The following is a 19096-nucleotide window of genomic DNA, read 5'->3' as shown; positions in this document are numbered from 1 at the left end:
GACAATGAAAGAAAAGACAGTTTATTTATGCAGTGAGTGCGGATATGAAAACGCAAAATGGTTCGGGAAGTGCCCCTCCTGCGGGGCGTGGAACACCATGTCTGAGTTTAAGGTAAAGCCGGAAGTACAGACGCGCGGTGTGTTGCAGAAGCCGCGCGGCCTGTCAAAACCGTCGACGCTTTCCCAGATTGAAACACGGGATGAAGAACGGTTTTTGTCCGGCATCGGGGAGCTTGACCGCGTTTTGGGCGGCGGCGCAGTACACGGCTCCTTTGTACTGGTAGGCGGCGAACCCGGCATCGGCAAATCCACGCTGCTGCTGCAAATGTGCCAGGAGATGTGCAAAAATGCGACCGTTTTGTACGTCTCGGGGGAAGAATCGCTGCGCCAGATCAAACTGCGCGCCACGCGGCTTAAAATCTCCCCGCCAAGCCTGTTTGTGCTCGCGGAAACCGATATGGAGCAGATCCTTGCGGAAACCGACAACCTTGCGCCCGATATCCTGATCGTCGACTCGATCCAGACAGTATACCGGGCTGAGGTCTCTGCGGCTCCCGGCGGCGCGACGCAGATCAAGGAATGCGCGATGGCGCTGATGCAATATGCCAAAAGCCATAACGTGACCATCTTCATTGTCGGCCATGTCAATAAGGAAGGCGCGCTCGCGGGACCTAAAATCCTGGAGCACATGGTGGACTGTGTGCTGTATTTTGAGGGCGAGCCATCTGGGAGCTTCCGGTGTTTGCGCGCTGCAAAAAACCGGTATGGGTCTACCAATGAAATCGGCGTATTCGAAATGAGCGACCATGGCCTGCTGGAGGTCGAGAACCCCTCGGCGGCTATGCTGGCTGGGCATCCCGCGGACGCCTCTGGGAACTGCATCGCCTGCACAATGGAAGGCACGCGCCCGATCCTGGCGGAAATCCAGGCGCTGGTGGCGAAGACCGCTTTTGGCGTGCCGCGCCGTACGGCCGCGGGCGTGGACTACAACCGGATGGTGCTGCTGCTTGCGATCCTTGAAAAGCGCGCCGGGCTGTTCCTGTCCGGCAGCGACACCTATGTCAACGTCGTCGGCGGCATGCGGCTGGACGAGCCTGCAGTCGACTTGCCCATGCTGCTCGCGACAGTCTCGAGCTTCCGGGACAAGCCTCTGCCGGAAGGCGTGATGGCATTCGGCGAAGTGGGCTTGACCGGCGAACTGCGCGCCGTATCCGCCGCAGCGCAGCGCATCCAGGAGGCCTGGCGGCTGGGGTTCCATACCTGTATCATGCCGCGGCAGGATCTGGGGGATAAGGGGCTCCCAAAAGAGATGAACATCGTCCAGGTACAAAATATCGCGGAAGCCATTCAGGCTGTCTTGTAAAATGGCGGTATTTTCGCTATAATAAACGGAACGGGAATAAAAACACTGCGCAGTTGGTAGTCTCGCGCGCGGCGGTTTCGCCGTCAGTAACCCTCCCTCCCATGGGTCGTCCGTTTCCCGCAGCACTTTAATGGGAGGAACTGCATATGGATGTTTCAGCAAAGGTAAGCGTGTATTTCGATGACCCATTTTGGGTCGGCCTGTACGAGCGGGAAGAGGATGGGCATCTTACAGTATGCCGCATTGTTTTTGGCGCGGAGCCAAAGGATTATGAGGTGTATGCGTATTTGCTCGCCAATTGGGGGCGCTTGCGGTTCAGCCCGCCGGTTTCCATAGAGGCGCGGCTGGTCACCAAAGCAAACCCCAAACGGATGCAGCGGGCGGTACAGCGCCAGTTATCTAGCCCGGCCGCGGGTACAAAGGCGCAGCAGGCGATGAAGCTTGCGCAGGAATCCTGCAAAGAAGCAAGGAAAACACGCCGCAAGTCACTGGAAGAGGCCGAGAAGGAACGCCGGTTTGCGTTACACATCCAAAAAAAGAAGCAAAAGCACAAGGGCAGGTAAATCCTGCCCTTGTGCTTTTTATCCGTCCGGCTCATAATTTTCAAGATGCAGGCAAAGACTATAAGCAGTTTTGAAATTGGGAGGACATTGCATGAAAAATAAGGTCAGGATGACGCTGTTATCTACAGCGGTAATTTTATTGGTAATGCTGCTGATCGGTGCACACTCCAATTCAGAGCCTGTGATTTCGCTGAAGGGGACGACGGCGGTCTCCCAGGATATTTATAACAGCGTCTATGCGCCCGGACAGGTGGAGGCGGAGCAAAGCGCGGACTACAGCACCGCGCGGACAGCGACCGTTACAAAGCTTTACGTAAAGCCCGGCGATCGCGTCACAGAGGGGCAGCCGCTGCTCTGCTTAAGGGAAACCACGATGGCGCTGGATGAGGAAGCGGTTCAGACATTTGCACAGGCGGTGATGGATGGCGAGCTTGCAAATCAAAATGCAATGTCGTCTGCGCTGCAAAATATCGGCGCGCCCGAGGACGAGGAATATACGGTCAAAGCTACGATGGACGGCGTCGTCATGCAGGCGCCGGAAACGGTAGGGCAGAACATCCTCCCTGGGCTGAGCTACCTGCGGATTTCCGATACGGAGCATTTACGGGTGCGCGCCGATATCCCGGAGACCTATATCCGCCAGGTGCGGGAGGGGCTGCGCGCCAATGTGACGAGCGACGCGAACCCGGACGTCACGGTTGCAGCGCGTGTGCAGCGCGTCGCGCCATACGCCCGGCGCGCGGTCAGCCTGACCGGGCAATCGTCCGCCGCAACGGTAGAGGCGCTGCTCGCGCTCAAGGAGACCGACCCAGCATTGCGGCCGGGGTATTCTGTCGACGTAAAGATCTTTACCGACGCTGTCCAGGATGCCGTGCTTGTCCCGTACGAGGCGGTCGGGCAGGAAGGGGACAGCGAATACGTCTTTACCGTGAAAGGCGACGGCACCGCACATAAAATCTATGTGGAAACCGGGTATGAGCTGGACGGCTATATCGAGATTAAATCCGGCGTAAAGGCGGGGGACGTCGTGCTGCTGTCGCCGCCGGATACATTGCGGGACGGGGACCGGGTCGAGGTCGGCGGGATATGAAATTTGCAGACGGGGTATTTTTGGCGGCGGTGCAAATGGCCCGCCGCCGTATGCGCGCCTTTTTATGCGCCGTATCTGTCGGGGTGGGCGTTCTATCCATGGTACTGATTGCATCGCTCGGCCTGTTCGGGGAAAAGCAGCTGCAGCAGGGCATGGAAAGCGTAGGCCTGAGCGGCCTGACAGTCTACGTTTCGCAGGCGGGGCAGGGGCAGCTATTGACGGCAAAACATGCCTCTGAACTGGCAGCGACGCTGCCGGAAGTTGCGGCTGCGATGCCGGTCAAGGTCAAGAGTGGGACATACCGTACCAGCCACCAAAACGGTTCGGCTGTATTCCTTGGCGTGAACGAGCACTTGGGCGACGTTATGGGGCTGTCGCTGGTTGCGGGGCGTTTGCCGAATGCGCAGGAAGTAAAATATGGCCGGGCGGTAGCGGTAATCGATGAAGTCCTGGCAAAAAAGCTGTACCAGAGGACGAATATCACTGGAAAGTCAGTTCGCTTTACAGTCGAGGGGAAAGAAGAGTATTTTGAAATTATAGGGGTCATAAAGTCGCAAACGGGTGCAATTGGCGCAAGCTTTGGAAATTTGATCCCGACGCTTATCTACGTGCCGTATTCCTGCTTGGCAAGCGATAAGGAGAGCGTGGATCAAATATTCATCCAGTGCGCCGCCAAAGCGGATTTGGACGATACGGGCACGCAGGTCAAGGATTTCCTGTCCCACCGCGAACAGGTTGCCGGCACGCTTTCCGTCCAAAACGTAAGCGGCGCGGTAGAACAGATACAAGGGATGGCCTGGATGGTGACCGCGCTGTTCTTAGCGGTCGGCGCGATTTCCTTTTTTGTGGCAATGCTTGGCGTTTTAAGCGGTATGTTTTCGGCCACCCATGAAAAGACCGCAGAAATCGGTATCTTTATGGCGCTCGGGGCGCAGCGCAAGGATATCGCCCGTATTTTTCTGTTGCAGGCCGTGCTGACCTGCTTGCTGGGCGGCGTGGGCGGTACGGTGCTCGCGGGGGTGCTTTTGGCGGCCGCATCACAGGTTTTGGGGGTTACACTTTCCATACCGTTCGGGTTTGCCGCGGCTGTTTTGGCGCTGTCCGCGCTTTGTGGGGCGCTGTCGGGCGTATACCCCGCAATCCGTGCGGCCAAGCTGCATCCAGTCGACGCAATGCGAAAATAATCTGTGCTTGCTCCTTTTTTTCTACAGTGTTCTGTGGTAAAATAGCAAAGACAAAGCACAGAAAAGGGGAAGCGACATGCGCCATATTAATGATCTCAGCGAATTGAGCATGGAGGAGTTCCAAGAGCTATACCGCCTGACCAGCAATATTATTGACCGCCCGGAAGGGTATGCCGACGCTTGCAGGGGCAAGGTATTGGGAAGCCTGTTCTACGAGCCCAGCACGCGTACCAACCTTTCGTTTTCTACGGCGATGATGCGGCTGGGGGGCAGCGTAGTGGGGTTTTCAGACCCACGCTCCACTTCGACGGCCAAGGGCGAATCATTAAAGGACACTTTTAATATGGTATCCAGTTATGCAGACCTGATTGTGATGCGTAACCCGCGGGAAGGGGCTGCAAAGGCGGCTTCGCTTTATTCATCCGTCCCGGTGATCAACGCGGGCGACGGCGGGCATCTCCACCCGACCCAGACGCTGACGGATATGGTGACGATCCTCCGCCTGCGCGGCAGCGCCGATAATATGAAGATCGGCATCTGCGGGGATTTGAAATACGGCCGCACCGTCCATTCCCTCATCAAGTTTTTGCAAAAGTATAAGAATGTACAGTTTTATTTGATCGCACCGCGGGAGCTCTCCATTCCCGAGTATATCCGCCGCTTTATGGCGGAGCATAAGATGCAGTTCTTTGAGGTATCCGGGCTGGAGCCTGTGATCCCGATGCTGGACGTGCTGTATATGACCCGCATCCAGCAGGAGCGGTTTTCATCCGAGTCGGAGTACCGCAGCCTGAAGGGGATTTATTGCCTAAATGCACGCAAGCTGCAGGAAGCAAAGCCAGAACTTTTGGTTATGCACCCGCTGCCGCGCGTGGACGAAATCGCGCAGGATGTAGACGACGACCCGCGTGCGGTCTATTTCGAGCAGGCGCGTTTTGGTATGTACGCGCGGATGGCGCTGTTACTGACGCTGTCCAAACAAGGGCACCGCCGCCCGCCCAAAACGCCGGCCGGGAACCCGTACAGATGCTGCACCAACCCCAAATGCATTACCAAGACAGAGCCGTACCTGCCGATGCTGACAGTGGAAACCAGTGAGGGCGAGTGCTGCGCTTATTGCGATAAACCTGTCGAAAAATGCATTCCAAGGAGCGAGGAATAAATAAAAGGCCATCCCTGTAAAGGGGTGGCCTTTTCAGCTATCCTGCTCTTTTCCCTCATCCTTTGGCCGTTGTATATGCGCCAAGGGGTTCCTTTCGGCGGCCTCCCGGACGTTCAGGTCGTCGATATGCGTGTAAATCATGGTGGTGTCCAAGCGCACGTGTCCCAGCACATTTTGCAGTGTTCGGATATCCACGCCGTTTTGGTACATCAGTGTGGCCGCGGTATGGCGCAGCTTATGGGCGGAGTATTTTTCCTGATCGAGCCCGGCCTGGCCGATATATTTTTTGACCATCCATTTTACGGTCTGTGTGCTAATGCGGTTGCGCTTTTTGCTAGTAAAGAGCGCATTCTTATCAATATCATGCGGCTTGACCCGGTTGGGGAGGTACCGTTCGATTGCATCCATGCAGGCGTCGTTCAAAAAAAGCATCCGTTCCTTGTTGCCCTTGCCGAGCACGCGCAAGGTGCGGTCGCGGATATCCGTGAGGTTAATGCCGACGAGTTCGGAAACACGGAGCCCGCAATTGAGGAAAAGGGTCAGGATGCAGTAATCCCGCTCCGCATATGGCCCTTCCACGTGTGATAAGAGCGCCATGCAGTCCTCCAGGGAGAGGTATTTTGGCAGGGATTTGCGTTGTGAGGGGGATTCCAGGTTGCTGACTGGGTTGAATTCCAAAAGGTTCGCCTTATCTGTCAGGTACTTGAAAAAAGCCCGTATGGAGGAAATTTTGCGTGCGCGGGAGGAGGCCGACAGGCCGTATTCGGTGACCGAGCTGTTTTGATGCTGCGGACGGTCGTGCGCAATGAATTCTAAAAAGGAATAGACGTCGGAAAGCGTGATATCCTTGATAAAGGGCAGGTCAATGTCGGTAATATCAATTTGATCGAACGGTGCGTCAGGCGCTACAAGCCCACGCAGTCGCTTCATATATCGCAGGAACATGCGAAGATCCAGGAAGTATTCCCGCGCAGTCTGATCCGATTTCCCCCGGATCGTAGAAATATAAGTCATAAAATCGCGGAGCAAGGGCGGGGACTCGATAAAATAGGATGCAACAGAGCGCTTCAACATATACGCCTCCTTATGGTTTACACTGCCAATATTGTACGTCAAAAACGCGCCTGCGTCAAATCTGCACGAAATTTGGGGGCGCCGGCTTGCGCGCGGTTCTGCCAGGGTGTATAATAAAATTCAATATTATGATTTGAGAGGAAGGGGACAGCATGAAATACCTAAGGCGCTTAACCGGTATCCTAGCGGTACTTTTAATTGTCGCAGTACTGGCTTTCGCGCTGTCCATCCCTGTTTTTACGATGCATCAGCCGTCGGCCAGCCAAATCCCCCTAGAGGACAATTCGTCTGTGCAAATCTTTTCTTTCTATAAGTCCCTCTTACAGGAGGGGTTCCCTGGGGCCTTTAGCCGTTTTGCGGAACAGCCTTCCGCCCGGGAAGGGGCTTCCTATGAAGAGGTTCGCCGCGACGCTTGGTTTTATCTGCTCGTTGCACTCTATATGTGCTGCCTGCTCCCATATTCCTTTGTACTGCGCCGGAGGCAGGAGCCGCCGCCGCTCGTACAGCAGCATGCATTGGTCCGTTACTTGAAACGCGCCGACGGCAGAAAACGCGCTTTTTTCACCAAATGGGTACGGTGTGGTGAAGGCGTTTTCAGCCTGTAAAGTAAATACGCTTTCCTGCTCCGCCCGAGAGAAAAGTTTGTTTTTTCGAGGAAGGAGCCTGCAAGCATGAAACTCAATCAATTACAATATTTTGTCGCCGTTTGCGAATGCCATAGCGTTACGCATGCGGCGGAACAGCTTTATATTTCACAGCCCTCTATTTCGAGCGCGATCCGCGCGCTGGAAGACGAACTGGGGGTGAAGCTATTCCATCGTTCCTACCACAGCCTGATCCCCACGATGGAGGGGGAGTTTTTCTATCACGAGGCGAAGGGGCTGCTGGATCACGCGGCGCAGATTGCGGATAACATGGAGCAGCGCCGGCGGCGCAGCCAGAATGTTCAGCTCGGCGTCCCGCCCATGATCGGTTCGCTGTTGTATCCGGAATTGGTACCGCCCTTTTCAGACAAGCACCCGGATGTATCGATAGAGGTTTCGAGCGCCGGTTCCTTGACCAATGCGGAAGCTGTGCGGGAAGAGCGCCTGGATATGACGCTGATGCTCCTGGGTACATACAGCGCCGGATTCCACCAGGTCGCGATCCGGCGTTCGGAAATTGTCCTCGCGGTCCCGAAGACGCACCCCTTGGCTTCGCAGCAGTGGATCGAACCCCATATGCTCCGCATGCAGAAAATGGCGTCCCTTCCGGAGGACACGGTATTGTTTGCAACGCTAGATAAGATTTGCAAGCGTCATCATATGGATACGCAGGTACAATATAAGAGCCGTGACGTAAGTAGCATCAAGGATTATGTGATGCGGAAAAACAGCGCGGCGCTGCTGCTGCGGGACGTTGTGCAGCAGGACAATGACCTGGTAGCATTGCCGTTCCGCGACCCGCTGCCGGCGGAGATTGGCCTTGTGTGGAAGAAGCGCTGCTATATGAACGCGGGCGCTGAAATGTTTATCCGCCATGTCCGGAAATTTCCGAAGGAAATCGCTGTGTAAAATTAAATTTGATGATTTGGAAAAGCGTTGCCGTTTGGCAACGCTTTTTTATTTGTTACTGCAGGATTTTTAAATTTTGGGGCAAACTAATCCCATCATTTTATATTTGCGGCTGGGCGTGATACACCCGCCGCTCGGAACTATTTTCGTCGGAGGGTGCACATGGGAGCCGAAGAACCGATTATATCCCTGGAGAATGTAGAAAAGACCTATTCAGGCCGGCAGGGGGACATTACCGCCCTGGATAAAATTAACCTTTCGATCATGCGGGGCGAAATCTTTGGGATTATTGGGTTATCCGGTGCAGGCAAGAGCACGCTGGTGCGCTGCATGAACCTGTTGGAGCGCCCGACTTCCGGGAAGGTATGGATCGACGGGCGGGAACTCACTGGCATGCCCGGTGGACAACTCCGCCGCGAACGCAGGAAGATCAGCATGATCTTCCAGCAGTTTAACCTGTTGCAGCAGCGTACTGCGTTGGAAAATGTGGCGTTTCCGCTACAAATCAGTGGGCTTCCAAAACGGGCGGCAGCGGAGCAGGCAAAAGGGCTTTTACAGACGGTGGGATTGGAGGCGCGCGCGCACGCCTATCCGGCGCAGCTTTCTGGCGGCCAGCAGCAGCGCGTAGCGATTGCACGGGCGCTGGCAACGGAGCCGAAAGTATTGCTGTGCGACGAAGCGACCTCCGCGCTCGACCCGACTATGACGCGCTCCATTTTGCATTTGTTGCGCGACATCAACCGGCAGCTTGGCATTACAATCGTCATGATTACCCATGAAATGGCGGTTGCCGAAGAAATTTGCCAGCGGATCGCGGTGCTCGACCAAAGCCAGGTCGCGGAGCTAGGCACCGTACGGGAGGTTTTTGCGCACCCAAAATCGGACATTGCCAAAAGGCTGCTTTTCCCCGGAGGGAATGCCCCCCGCCCGTCTGCGGGGAACCGATGCTACCGCATTGTTTTTGACGGCAGTTCGTCCTACGAACCGGTGGTTGCCGATCTGATTTTGCGGTGCAAAACACCGGTCAATATCCTGTTTGCCGATATGCAGAACCTTGACGGGCAGGCCGTGGGGCAAATGATCGTGCAAGTGCCTGATGGAGCGGATACACGGAGGAACATGCTGGATTTCCTAGGGCAACGGGGGCTCCAGGTAGAGGAGGTGCCGGCAGATGATTGGATCTGAGTTATGGGGGCTTATTGGCATCAGCGTCCTGGAGACCTTGTATATGACGCTGCTTTCCACTTTTTTCGCCTATCTCATCGGGCTTCCCCTTGGGCTTGCGCTGGTTGCGACTGCGCCGCGCGGCATCCGGCCAGCAAAATGGCTCAACCGCAGCCTTGGCTTTTTGGTCAATGTACTGCGTTCCGTGCCGTTTTTAATATTGCTGGTTTTGGTAATGCCGATTACGCGCGCAATTGTCGGCACGACCATCGGTACCAACGCGACGGTTGTGCCTTTGGTGTTGGCGGCGGCGCCCTTTGTCGCCAGGATGGTGGAATCGTCCATCCAGGAAGTTGGCTCCGGTGTGATCGAAGCCGCGCAGTCCATGGGCGCATCCCCCATGCAGATCATTTGCAAGGTACTGGTTCCCGAGGCAAAGCCTTCGCTCATGGTCGGCAGCGCGATCGCGGTCACGACGATCCTCGGGTACTCCGCGATGGCGGGTTTTGTAGGCGGCGGCGGGCTGGGTACCATCGCGATCAATTATGGGTACCATCGCGGCGAGACGCCGCCCATGCTTGTGACGGTGGTGATCCTCGTGCTGCTTGTGCAGTTCTTTCAGGAATGCGGCATGGGGCTGGCAAAAAAGCTGGATAAACGGAACCGATAAGGAGTGATTTCATTTGAAGAAAAAATTAACCCTGCTGTTTTTTTTGTGTATGCTTTTGTCGTTATTTGCAGGCTGCAGCGCAGGCAAAAATCAGGACGCCCACACCATTACCGTCGGTGCGACCCCGACCCCGCACGCGGAAATCTTGAAAGCAGCCCAGGAGCAGCTGAAAGAGGCCGGATATACGCTAAAAATAGTCGAGTTTACCGATTATGTGCAGCCGAACCTCGCGTTGTCCGAGGGGGCATTGGACGCTAATTATTTTCAGCACGCCCCATATCTAAATGACTTTAACCAGGAACACGGCGGCGGCCTGGCATCGGCCGGGGCGGTCCATTACGAGTTGTTCGGCATCTATCCCGGCAAAACGGCTTCGCTGGACGCGCTGCCGGATGGCGCGACCGTAACGGTGCCGAATGACGCGACAAATGAAACGCGCGCGCTGCTTTTGCTGCAGGATGAGGGCCTGATCCGCTTGAAAGACGGTATTGACGAAACGGTAAAAGCCACGGTTACGGATATTGCCGACAACCCTAAAAAATTAGTGATCAAAGAGATCGAGTCGGCACAGCTTGCGCGTTCCCTGCAGGACGTGGATTTGAGCGTTATCAATGGGAACTATGCGCTGCAAGCCGGGCTGCATGCCAACCGGGATGCGCTTGCAATGGAACCGGAAAGCGCGGCGGAGGCCTATGCCAATGTCATCGCCGTCCAGGACAGCCGCAAGGACGACGAAAAGACAAAAGCCCTGATGGCCGCGCTGACCAGCGACAAGGTACGCGATTTTATAACGGAAACCTATCAGGGCGCGGTAGAGCCAGTGTTTCAGTAAGCGCTATGGAAAAGGATCGGCATCCCAAGATGCCGATCCTTTTCCAATTTGTAACCGGTATTTGCTTGACGGCACATCTCTACAGATGTAGAATAAAGTAAAGATTAGTTCTACATCTGTAGAGGATATGGGGTGGCGGATATGACGAAAAAAATAAAACGGCTGCCAGATGCGGAATGCTCCGTTATGCAAATCATTTGGCAGGCAGACGGCTCGGTTACGTCGTCTTATGTACAGGAACAGGCGGCGCAGGATTGGAAGGCGACCAGCGTACTGACTTTTTTGTCACGGTTGACAGAGAAAGGCTTCCTGTCCTGCGAAAAGCGGGGAAAGGTCAATTTTTACCGCCCGCTTGTAGAGAAGGAACAATACCTGCAGCAAGAGGGGGCAAATTTCCTGAAGCAGCTTTATAACGGCTCGGTAAAAGACCTTGTTGTTTCCCTCGCGCATGCTGGCGCCGTTACAGACGAGGACTTACAGGATTTGCGCAGCTTTTTGGATGCACAGGGGGAGGGGTAGCCATGGAAGATCTCTTTCTGAACATCTTGCAAATCAGCCTTACCGTTGCAGCCGTGGCCGTCGTCCTCTTGGTGTTGCGGCAATTGCTGCATAAGCGTTACCCGGCGCGGGTCATGTGCCTGATGTGGCTGCTTCTTGGGATACGGCTAGTCTTGCCGGTGCAACTGACGCTGCCGCAAGCGCCCGTAACCGTCACCCCGCATACATATCGGATGACATATGAAGCCGCCATAGAAGAAACGGATGAAGCGCCGCCCGTACAGTGGGTCTCCCGCGCAGAAGCGCGGCAGGCGGCAAGCAGTCCGGAAACGCAGGCAAACCCTGCAAAGACGCTCTCTGTCGGCGCAATCCTGGGGGGCATATGGCTGTGCGGCGCGCTGCTTGCCCTGTGTTTACAGGTGTTTGCATACATCCGTTTCCAGAACTGCATCCGCCAAAATGCCCGCGGCGTTTACCGCACGGAATTGGCGGAGGTATTCGAGCGGGAGAAGGAGCGGAAAAAGATCGCGCGGCGGGTTGCGCTGCTGGTACTGCCGGGCGCGGAATGCCCCATGCTGGTGGGCTTTGTACGGGCAAAACTGCTTGTACCGGACGAAAACATGACGTTGCAGGACGCGGAATATATTTTCCGGCACGAACTGACGCACTATAACCATCGCGACCTATGGCTGAAAGCGGTGCTGCTGCTGGCGCGATGCATGCACTGGTTTAACCCGGCAGCGTATTTGATGCTGCGCGCGGCGTCGGAGGACATCGAGCTTGCCTGCGACCATGCGGTTTCGGTGGACATGTCCCTCGCGGAAAAGAAGCGGTATGGGGAAACGATCTTGCGCAGCGTCAGCAACCAGGTCAGCCGCAGGCCGGCTGCGATGATTTCACGTTTTTCTGGGGATAAGGAGAGCCTTATGAAACGATTACAGAACCTGTTTGACGGCCGCGCAAAAAAGCGGGGCGGCGCGTTTTTACTTGCAGTTATGATGGTATTGGCGGTGGTTGGCGGCTCTTTTGCCATCCGGCAGGACGCCGGCGCGATAAGCGACGACGGTTTAAAGCAGCAGCTGACGGAGCTTGCAAACGAATGGGGCGACGCGTTCCGCCACCGCACAGGCAAACCTATCTATGATATGCTGGCCAAGGATAAGGCGGAGCAGTTTTATCAAAACCGGTTGGCGATGCTCGGGGAAATTGATCCGGATGGTACCCTTGCAGGGGAGGATCAGGAACGCGCCCTCTGGCATATCGGCGTTTCCAGCCCGTGGGTGGACGGCTATACGGTGCAGGCGGTAGACCCCGCGAAAATGCAGGCGACGCTGGTCTACAACTGGCACATTTCCGGTTCGCCCGACTGGCGCACGGCGGAACGGCTGACATTTGCCAGGGAAGGCGACGCCCTCAAGGTGACCGATTGCAGCAACATGCTATTTGACGGGACGGAGGCCTATGAAGATGGCGGGCTGGTCGACAGCGTGGACAGGTTCGAGCAGCTCTATGGGAACGACCTGGGGCTGCCAGACCCTTCCTACCTTTATGCGTTGGCCGAAAATGAAGACATGCGGGGGATGGCAAAGTTCGACCCGATGGACCCGTTTGAAACAGCGGTGGCCATGCTGCATTTAAGCGGCGGCAAAGTGCTGGATTCGCGCAATTATTATGCGGAAGATAAATTGGCGGGCAAGACGGTATCCTACCAGTTTGCGGATGGCGGCATCCTCAATATCGATATGGTCAACGTCTATGACCAGGCCTATATCCCTATGGACTGGGCATTGCCGGACGGCAAAAACACACGTACGGCTACCGACCTGGCGCGGCAATGGGCGCGCGGTATCGAGTATAAAAGCGGTCAGTACCTTTATCCGATCCTGTCCACAGAGAACCGGAAAGCGCTGGTGGATTACAAACGGGAACAAGGCGAGGACGGCGAATGGTATTGGAAGGTCGGCGGCTCAAGCCCTTCGTTCCGGGAATGGGTTGTGATAGATACGGAATCCCCCGATATCAAGCGGGTCGTGTTCCTGGCGCACGGCGGCGGTTCGGATGATTACCGGTCGGACGGCGGCGGGTATGTGCAGGACATCACGACGGGCATGGAAAAAGGGCGCACGGTGATTACGGATGTGCAAGACGTAGACGTGGGGGTAGACACCGGTACGTTTACCGGTATGGAGCGCTTCCAGTTGCTGTTTGGCACGGGGCTGTCCCTGCCGACCTATGGAGCGGAGACCCTTGCGGCATTTCAGGAAAGCCATTCGCATGATTTCCTGCTTGACCCCACCGAAGCGGTTGTCAAACTGTTTGGCTTTGGGGATACGGTGACGACAGAGGATGCCGCGCTATCAAAAGAGGCGGCGGCGCAAAAAAATGCTGCGTGGCAGGTCTCTTGCTCGTTTGTCGACGGCAGCGGCGAAGTCGTGATCTATCTGTACCAGCCAGACGGTTTCCCGTTCTGGCTGCCAAGGGGCTGGGAAGTGGTGGCCGACCGTCCCGAAGCCAAGCAGACCACACAGGAGATTGTCCACCTCTGCAACCAGTGGGCGCAGGGCTTTGCCCGGCGGAGCGGGCATCTGCGGTATGATATCATGTCGGACGCAATGCAAGAGGCTTTCCTGCAGGAGCAGGGCAAAACCGAGACCGGCGAGCAAATTTGGACGATTGGCTATTCCAGCCCGTGGCCAGAGCGCTGGGCGGTGCTGCCGGAGGCTGCGAACATGACCGCGCGCATCGTTTATGCGGAGTGGGATTCCACCCCGATGGAATACCGACGCGCTGAATTGCTACACTTCGGTGAGGAGGGCGGCAGGCTCGTCGTAACAGACGCGACTGAATACGGTAGCTATTGGATCAATACTGCCGACGAGTTTTTAAACCTGTATAATAACCCGCTGGGTCCCCCGCAGTATAGCGCCGACGATTTGCAAGCGCTTGGGCAAAAAGCGGAACTGGGCAGCGAATATAGATATAGTGACCCTGCTAAAGCGGCCGTTTATTTCTTGCACCTGCAAGGCGGCAAGGCGGTACTGGATAACCCGGAAGGGATCCCCTTGGAAACCACGAATGCCGTTGTGGTAAACTATACCTTTGCAGACGGCGAGCTTATGATCCTCCAGATGATGCGTGATGTGGATGCGCCCGGCGGGGCGGCGCACGTGTGGCTGCCCGTCTATTGGAACCTCCCAGGCCGCGGCCTGTGGGGTTCCGATAGCAAACGGAACGCGCAGAATAGCGACTTGGGGTGGCCGGAAGTACAGATCACTGATATCGAGGACCTGAACGGGTTGCCCGCAAGGGTGATCCCCGAAACAGACGGTATCATCGACCTTATGCCGCAGGAAAACGCTGTGATCCATTATTCCGGCAATGTATCGCGTATTGACGTCTATCTGGAACAGGAGGGCGGACAGGGCGCAAGCCCCGTACTGGTAGGCTCCGCATCCGTCGTGCCTTCCGCATGGGAGCGCATCGTCGTGCCGCTTGCAATCCCCACGTTCCCGGATGGGGAGGGATACTGCTTAAAGGCGTACGCAACCGGTAAGGCGTCCACGCTTGCACAGCCGGATCAGGTTTTGATTGCGGACGACGGGACGGTAACCGGCTATTCCACCCCGGAGTATGTACGGTACAGCGGCGGCGACCCCGCGCCACGGGATACAAGCGCCTATCAATCCGCAGACACCGCGCGCCTGTTCCATTGGCTGCGTTCTGCCGACGGCGCATATGCGGAAGGGATTTTGGCAGAGCTTGACCGCAGGTACCGGCAGGATCCGGAGGAAGTCGAAGCGATTGTCAAGACGCAGCCGTATTCCGCTGGGCGGACATGGATCGAGCACTGGCAAAGCCTTGGGCAATAAAACGCACGCATAACGAAAAACCGTGGCCGGCAGGGATGTCCCTGCCGGCCACGGTTTGTTTTAACCTTACAATTAGTAGCCTCGGCGCTTGGTCACGGGGATACGGCGCGTCGGCGCGCCGCCCCGGCGCGGGGAAGACGGCCGGGAGGAACCCGGCGTGCGGTTGTCATACAGGCGTACATCCGCGCGCACGCCGTTGATCTTTTCGCCATTCAAGCTGCGGATTACTTCCTGCTTATACTTGGAGGGCAGTTCTACCAGGCTGTAGTCGCCATAGCAATAAATCTTGCCGATCTGCTTGCCGGAGATATCGACCTTTTCCGTGATTGCACCAACAAGCTGGTTGGGTGCAACACGCTGGTTCCGGCCAACCGAGAAACGCAGGCGCACCATGCCTTCCGGCGTGGGCTGGAGCGGCGCCTTCTGCACCGGCTTCGGCACAGCGATCACGGGGACGTCCTTCATTTCATAATCCATAAGCAGGTCGAGCAGGACGCCGGAAAGTTGTGCGGCATCAAAGCCTTCGTCCAGTAGCTTTTCCACCATCGGATGGACGGGCAGGGGGGCGGTTTCCCCATCCGCGCCCTGCATCGCTGCGGTTTTTTCACACAGCTTGGTGCGGACATTCATCAGCAGTTCGTTGGTGCGCCGCTCGCGGATATCCTGTACGCGCGGCAAGGCTTTGAGCTGGATTTTGGCTTTGGTATAGCGCTCGATATCGCGCACCTGGAAAACCTGGCGGCGGCCGCCTGCCAGCGTATAGGATACGCCTTCACGGCCTGCGCGGCCGGTACGGCCAATGCGGTGGATATAATATTCATAGTCCTGCGGGATATCAAAATTATACACCGCGTCGACGTCGTCCACGTCAATGCCGCGCGCGGCCACATCGGTCGCGATCAAAATCGGCGTGCGGCCGGATTTGAAGCTGTTCATGACGGCGGTGCGCGCTTCCTGCTTCATATCGCCGTGCAGCGCGGAAGCGTTAAAACCGTGTTCATTTAAATAGCGCGCAAGCTCGTCGACCATCTTTTTGGTGTTGCAGAAGATGATAGACAGCTTCGGGCGGTGGGTATGCAACAGGATCGCAAGCGCGTCCATCTTTGCGCCGATGGGGATTTCGTAATAATATTGCTCTACCGTGTCGATGGTGCGCTCGGAATTGTCGCCCGCCTCGATCAGGAGCGGGTCGGTTTGGTACTGCCCGGTGATTTCCATGATTGCGGGCGGCATGGTGGCGGAGAACAGGACGGTCTGGCGCGGTTCGGGCACATGGGAAAGAATGGTTTCAATGTCCTCACGGAAGCCCATGTTCAGCATTTCGTCCGCTTCGTCCAGGACGAGCATCTTCAGGTTTTCAAGCCGCAGGGTCTTGCGGTCGATATGGTCCATGATACGGCCCGGTGTGCCGATTACGACCGATGCGCCGCGGCGCAGCAAGGGGATCTGGTTCTGGATCGGTTCGCCGCCGTAAACGGCCACCGTACGGACGCCGTCCGTGTAGCGGGCAAGCTTGCGCATTTCGCCTTCGGCCTGCATGGCCAGTTCACGGGTGGGGCACAGGATCAGCACCTGTGTGCCCATACCGGCTTCCACGCATTCGACGGCCGGGACGCCGAATGCAACCGTCTTGCCGGTGCCGGTGTGGCTCTTGCCGATGATATCGCGGCCTTCGCGGATCGCGGGGATGGACTTGGCCTGGATTTCTGTGGGTTCTTCAAAACCCATGTCTTTCAGGGCGTGAAGCACGCTTTCGGATAACTGCAGATCGTCAAAAGTAATGTTGCTCAAAAAGGTTCCTCCAATAAAGTGTACGGGATCGTCAAAACAGAAAAAAGGTGGGGATAGTTACTATCCCCACGCTTTGTCAGTTGCTAAAGATAAAGCAAAATATATTATAGGCCGTTATCTGTAAAATGTCAATTGTAAATGCTTATTCAGATACAGAAATGACATCTTCCATGGTTTCAACGGTGCGGACGGCGAGTTCTTTAGAGATTTTGCGCGCAAATCCGGCCAGTGTTTTGCCAGGGCCGATTTCGCAGCCCGTATGCAGGCCGGCGGCCATGCCGTTTTCCACCAGCGCCTTCCAACGGACGGGGGAAACCATGTGGCGCTCCAGATGCTCCGGCAGGCGGTCGATGGCCAGCGGCTTGCCGTCCAGGTTGGAATAGACCGGCATACTGGGCTGGTGAAAGGTAAAGCCCTCCGCGAAGGCGCGCAGTTCCTCGGCGGCTTCCTTCATAAGCGGGGTATGGAAAGCGCCGCTTACCGCGAGCGGGACCGCGCGGCGCGCGCCGGCTTCCTTACACTTTTCTACTGCGGCATTAAGCGCGGCGCGTTCGCCTGCAATGACGAGCTGGCCGGGGCAATTGTAATTGACCGGGATGACGATGCCGTCCACGGCGGCGCAGGCCTGCTCTACAACAGCGTCTTCCAGGCCGAGCACGGCCGCCATGCCGCCGTCGATCTCGTCCGCAGCGCGCTGCATAAGCTGCCCGCGCTTCTGTACGATCCGCGCGCCGTCCTCAGTGGACACGATGCCGGACGCAGCCAGCGCCGTATATTCGCCGAGTGAAAAGCCCGCGCAGGCTTCGAAATCCACCCCACGTTCCTTGAGCGCAGCAAAAGCCGCCAGGGAATGGGTGAAGATAGCGATCTGGGAATTTTCCGTACGGGAAAGCTCCTCCGGCGCCGATTCGAAGCACAGCTTTGCAACGTCGATGCCGCAAACGTCGCTGGCGCAGTCGAAAACCTGCTTCGACGCCGCACACTGCTCGTACAGTGTTTTGCCCATGCCAGGCGCCTGCGCGCCCTGCCCAGGGAAAAATGCAAATCCAAAAGTCATTGGAAAACCCCCTATTAATCAAAAAATAGTCACAAAAAAAGGCGCGGAAACCCATACCGCAGTAGGAAACAGTTGACAAGCCTTTTCGCATCTATTATAATAAATCGTAAATACTTTGTCAATCAAACTATTGCGTATGAAGCAGATTCCGCACAGAATATGTTGGAATTTGCCTCATCTGCTATATTGGATGGATTTTGAGAGGAGCGTGGCTACGATTAGGAGCCTGTTAATTGGAACCGGGAGCTATGTGCCGGACTTTGTTCTGACGAACGATATCCTGGAAGAACTGGTGGATACCAACGATGAATGGATTGTAAAGCGCACGGGGATCCGTGAACGGAGGATCGGCCCAGGCATGACGACCTGGCAAATGGGCGTTGAGGCCGGCCGCAAGGCGCTCCAAAGTGCAAAGGTGCCGCCGGAAGAGATTGATATGCTGATCCTCAGTACATGCACCCCGGACACCTACTCCCCGACGGTTTCCGGCTATGTCCAGGAGGCGCTTGGGCTGAAAAAAGCAGCCGCGGTGGACATCAACGCCTGCTGTACCGGTTTCTGCTACGCCTCCGATATTGCGGACTGCTATATCAAGGCGGGCAAAGCGAAAACCATCCTCGTGGTCTCGGCGGAAACGCTGCACCGGATCACCGATTATACCGACCGCGGGACCTGCGTCCTGTTTGGCGACGCGGCGGGTGCGGCCGTCTACCGTGCCTGTGAAGATGAAAACGAGCAGTCCGGGATCCTTTCCAGCTTCATGGCGGCCGACGGTTCCGGCGCCGACTACCTCTATATGGAGGCGCTCCCCGTAGAGGAAGACCCACTGCACAGTGACCGTAAGTTTTCCGAAAAGAACCGCTTCCTGAAAATGCAGGGCGCGGCGGTCGTCCGTTTTACCGCTTCTGCGGTGCCGCATGCCATCGATATGGCGTTGCAGCGCGCGGGGCTTACGGCAGCCGACGTGGACTGGGTCGTTCCGCATCAGGCAAATCTGCGCATTTTGCAGATCATTGCGCAAAAATTTGGTATCCCTAACGAGAAAATTTATGTTAATATGGATAGGTACGGGAACACTTCTTCCGCCAGTATCCCGCTCTGCCTGGACGAGATGAACGATAAGGGGCTGCTCAAAAAAGGGCAGGTTATCGTGTGCACCGGCTTCGGCGGCGGGTTGACTTATGGCGCTTTTGTGCTTAGACTGTAATTGTCAGCAGGAGGAACGA

At 56.3% G+C, this 19096-nt stretch carries 16 protein-coding genes; 13 read left to right on the top strand and 3 right to left on the bottom strand.

Annotated features, from left to right (window positions below; translation table 11 throughout):
- The first annotated feature begins 4 nt into the window (after positions 1-4).
- From radA to pyrB, 5 genes are all read left to right on the top strand, one after another.
- Positions 5-1363, top strand: a complete 1359-nt coding sequence (radA, locus tag CZ203_RS11185) for a DNA repair protein RadA (RefSeq protein ID WP_087066180.1) — start codon at positions 5-7, stop codon at positions 1361-1363.
- 146 nt (positions 1364-1509) lie between these two features.
- A complete protein-coding gene (locus CZ203_RS11180; RefSeq protein WP_087066179.1) occupies positions 1510-1926 on the top strand; it encodes a YjdF family protein in 417 nt (138 codons plus the stop codon).
- A gap of 91 nt (positions 1927-2017) precedes the next feature.
- A complete protein-coding gene (locus CZ203_RS11175; RefSeq protein WP_087066178.1) occupies positions 2018-3016 on the top strand; it encodes an efflux RND transporter periplasmic adaptor subunit in 999 nt (332 codons plus the stop codon).
- The gene (locus tag CZ203_RS11170; RefSeq protein WP_087066177.1) at positions 3013-4200 is read left to right on the top strand and encodes an ABC transporter permease; all 1188 of its coding nucleotides are present in this window, start codon (positions 3013-3015) and stop codon (positions 4198-4200) included. The genes CZ203_RS11175 and CZ203_RS11170 overlap by 4 nt, the downstream gene beginning before the upstream one ends.
- A 76-nt stretch (positions 4201-4276) precedes the next feature.
- On the top strand, positions 4277-5362 hold the full coding sequence (gene pyrB / locus CZ203_RS11165) for an aspartate carbamoyltransferase (RefSeq protein ID WP_087066176.1): 1086 nt from the start codon (positions 4277-4279) through the stop codon (positions 5360-5362).
- 33 nt (positions 5363-5395) lie between these two features.
- On the opposite strand, the gene CZ203_RS11160 is transcribed toward pyrB, so the two are convergent.
- A complete protein-coding gene (locus CZ203_RS11160; protein ID WP_087066175.1) occupies positions 5396-6436 on the bottom strand; it encodes a tyrosine recombinase XerC in 1041 nt (346 codons plus the stop codon).
- A gap of 152 nt (positions 6437-6588) precedes the next feature.
- Here CZ203_RS11160 and CZ203_RS11155 point away from each other — a divergent pair, with 152 nt between their 5' ends.
- The 7 genes from CZ203_RS11155 to CZ203_RS11125 all read left to right on the top strand — a co-directional run bounded on the left by CZ203_RS11155 (position 6589) and on the right by CZ203_RS11125 (position 15022).
- The gene (locus tag CZ203_RS11155; RefSeq protein ID WP_087066174.1) at positions 6589-7041 is read left to right on the top strand and encodes a hypothetical protein; all 453 of its coding nucleotides are present in this window, start codon (positions 6589-6591) and stop codon (positions 7039-7041) included.
- 66 nt (positions 7042-7107) lie between these two features.
- Complete coding sequence (locus CZ203_RS11150) at positions 7108-7989, top strand: LysR family transcriptional regulator (RefSeq protein WP_087066173.1); 882 nt, start codon at positions 7108-7110, stop codon at positions 7987-7989.
- Positions 7990-8151: 162 nt separating this feature from the next.
- Entirely contained in the window at positions 8152-9174 is a 1023-nt protein-coding gene (locus CZ203_RS11145; RefSeq protein ID WP_087066172.1) for a methionine ABC transporter ATP-binding protein, read from the top strand.
- A complete protein-coding gene (locus tag CZ203_RS11140; protein WP_087066171.1) occupies positions 9161-9823 on the top strand; it encodes a methionine ABC transporter permease in 663 nt (220 codons plus the stop codon). The genes CZ203_RS11145 and CZ203_RS11140 overlap by 14 nt, the downstream gene beginning before the upstream one ends.
- Before the next feature lie 13 nt (positions 9824-9836).
- Positions 9837-10655, top strand: coding sequence for a MetQ/NlpA family ABC transporter substrate-binding protein (locus CZ203_RS11135; RefSeq protein WP_087066170.1), 819 nt, complete (start codon positions 9837-9839; stop codon positions 10653-10655).
- A gap of 141 nt (positions 10656-10796) precedes the next feature.
- Positions 10797-11174 (top strand): BlaI/MecI/CopY family transcriptional regulator, encoded by a 378-nt coding sequence (locus tag CZ203_RS11130; protein ID WP_143436196.1) that lies wholly within the window; start codon positions 10797-10799, stop codon positions 11172-11174.
- Positions 11175-11176: 2 nt separating this feature from the next.
- A complete protein-coding gene (locus CZ203_RS11125) occupies positions 11177-15022 on the top strand; it encodes a M56 family metallopeptidase (protein ID WP_087066168.1) in 3846 nt (1281 codons plus the stop codon).
- Positions 15023-15094: 72 nt separating this feature from the next.
- Here CZ203_RS11125 and CZ203_RS11120 read toward each other — a convergent pair whose 3' ends face one another.
- Both CZ203_RS11120 and fabD read right to left on the bottom strand, forming a co-directional pair.
- Positions 15095-16813 (bottom strand): DEAD/DEAH box helicase, encoded by a 1719-nt coding sequence (locus CZ203_RS11120; RefSeq protein WP_087066167.1) that lies wholly within the window; start codon positions 16811-16813, stop codon positions 15095-15097.
- Between the two features lie 142 nt (positions 16814-16955).
- Entirely contained in the window at positions 16956-17870 is a 915-nt protein-coding gene (gene fabD / locus CZ203_RS11115) for an ACP S-malonyltransferase (RefSeq protein ID WP_087066166.1), read from the bottom strand.
- A gap of 208 nt (positions 17871-18078) precedes the next feature.
- Here fabD and CZ203_RS11110 point away from each other — a divergent pair, with 208 nt between their 5' ends.
- Entirely contained in the window at positions 18079-19077 is a 999-nt protein-coding gene (locus tag CZ203_RS11110; RefSeq protein ID WP_235847509.1) for a beta-ketoacyl-ACP synthase III, read from the top strand.
- Positions 19078-19096 lie beyond the last annotated feature (19 nt).

Source organism: Intestinibacillus massiliensis, assembly GCF_900155735.1.
Taxonomy (GTDB): domain Bacteria; phylum Bacillota; class Clostridia; order Oscillospirales; family Butyricicoccaceae; genus Intestinibacillus; species Intestinibacillus massiliensis.
Note: the sequence above shows the minus strand (reverse complement) of the source record. Positions and strands in the feature narration are given on the sequence as shown.

Coding starts and splice junctions, on each gene's coding strand:
- CZ203_RS11180 (WP_087066179.1), top strand. CDS start 1,510: ATGGATGTTTCAGCAAAGGTAAGCGTGTATTTCGATGACCCATTTTGG.
- CZ203_RS11170 (WP_087066177.1), top strand. CDS start 3,013: ATGAAATTTGCAGACGGGGTATTTTTGGCGGCGGTGCAAATGGCCCGC.
- CZ203_RS11175 (WP_087066178.1), top strand. CDS start 2,018: ATGAAAAATAAGGTCAGGATGACGCTGTTATCTACAGCGGTAATTTTA.
- pyrB (WP_087066176.1), top strand. CDS start 4,277: ATGCGCCATATTAATGATCTCAGCGAATTGAGCATGGAGGAGTTCCAA.
- CZ203_RS11150 (WP_087066173.1), top strand. CDS start 7,108: ATGAAACTCAATCAATTACAATATTTTGTCGCCGTTTGCGAATGCCAT.
- CZ203_RS11130 (WP_143436196.1), top strand. CDS start 10,797: ATGACGAAAAAAATAAAACGGCTGCCAGATGCGGAATGCTCCGTTATG.
- CZ203_RS11145 (WP_087066172.1), top strand. CDS start 8,152: ATGGGAGCCGAAGAACCGATTATATCCCTGGAGAATGTAGAAAAGACC.
- CZ203_RS11160 (WP_087066175.1), bottom strand. CDS start 6,436: ATGTTGAAGCGCTCTGTTGCATCCTATTTTATCGAGTCCCCGCCCTTG.
- CZ203_RS11155 (WP_087066174.1), top strand. CDS start 6,589: ATGAAATACCTAAGGCGCTTAACCGGTATCCTAGCGGTACTTTTAATT.
- CZ203_RS11140 (WP_087066171.1), top strand. CDS start 9,161: ATGATTGGATCTGAGTTATGGGGGCTTATTGGCATCAGCGTCCTGGAG.
- radA (WP_087066180.1), top strand. CDS start 5: ATGAAAGAAAAGACAGTTTATTTATGCAGTGAGTGCGGATATGAAAAC.
- CZ203_RS11125 (WP_087066168.1), top strand. CDS start 11,177: ATGGAAGATCTCTTTCTGAACATCTTGCAAATCAGCCTTACCGTTGCA.
- fabD (WP_087066166.1), bottom strand. CDS start 17,870: ATGACTTTTGGATTTGCATTTTTCCCTGGGCAGGGCGCGCAGGCGCCT.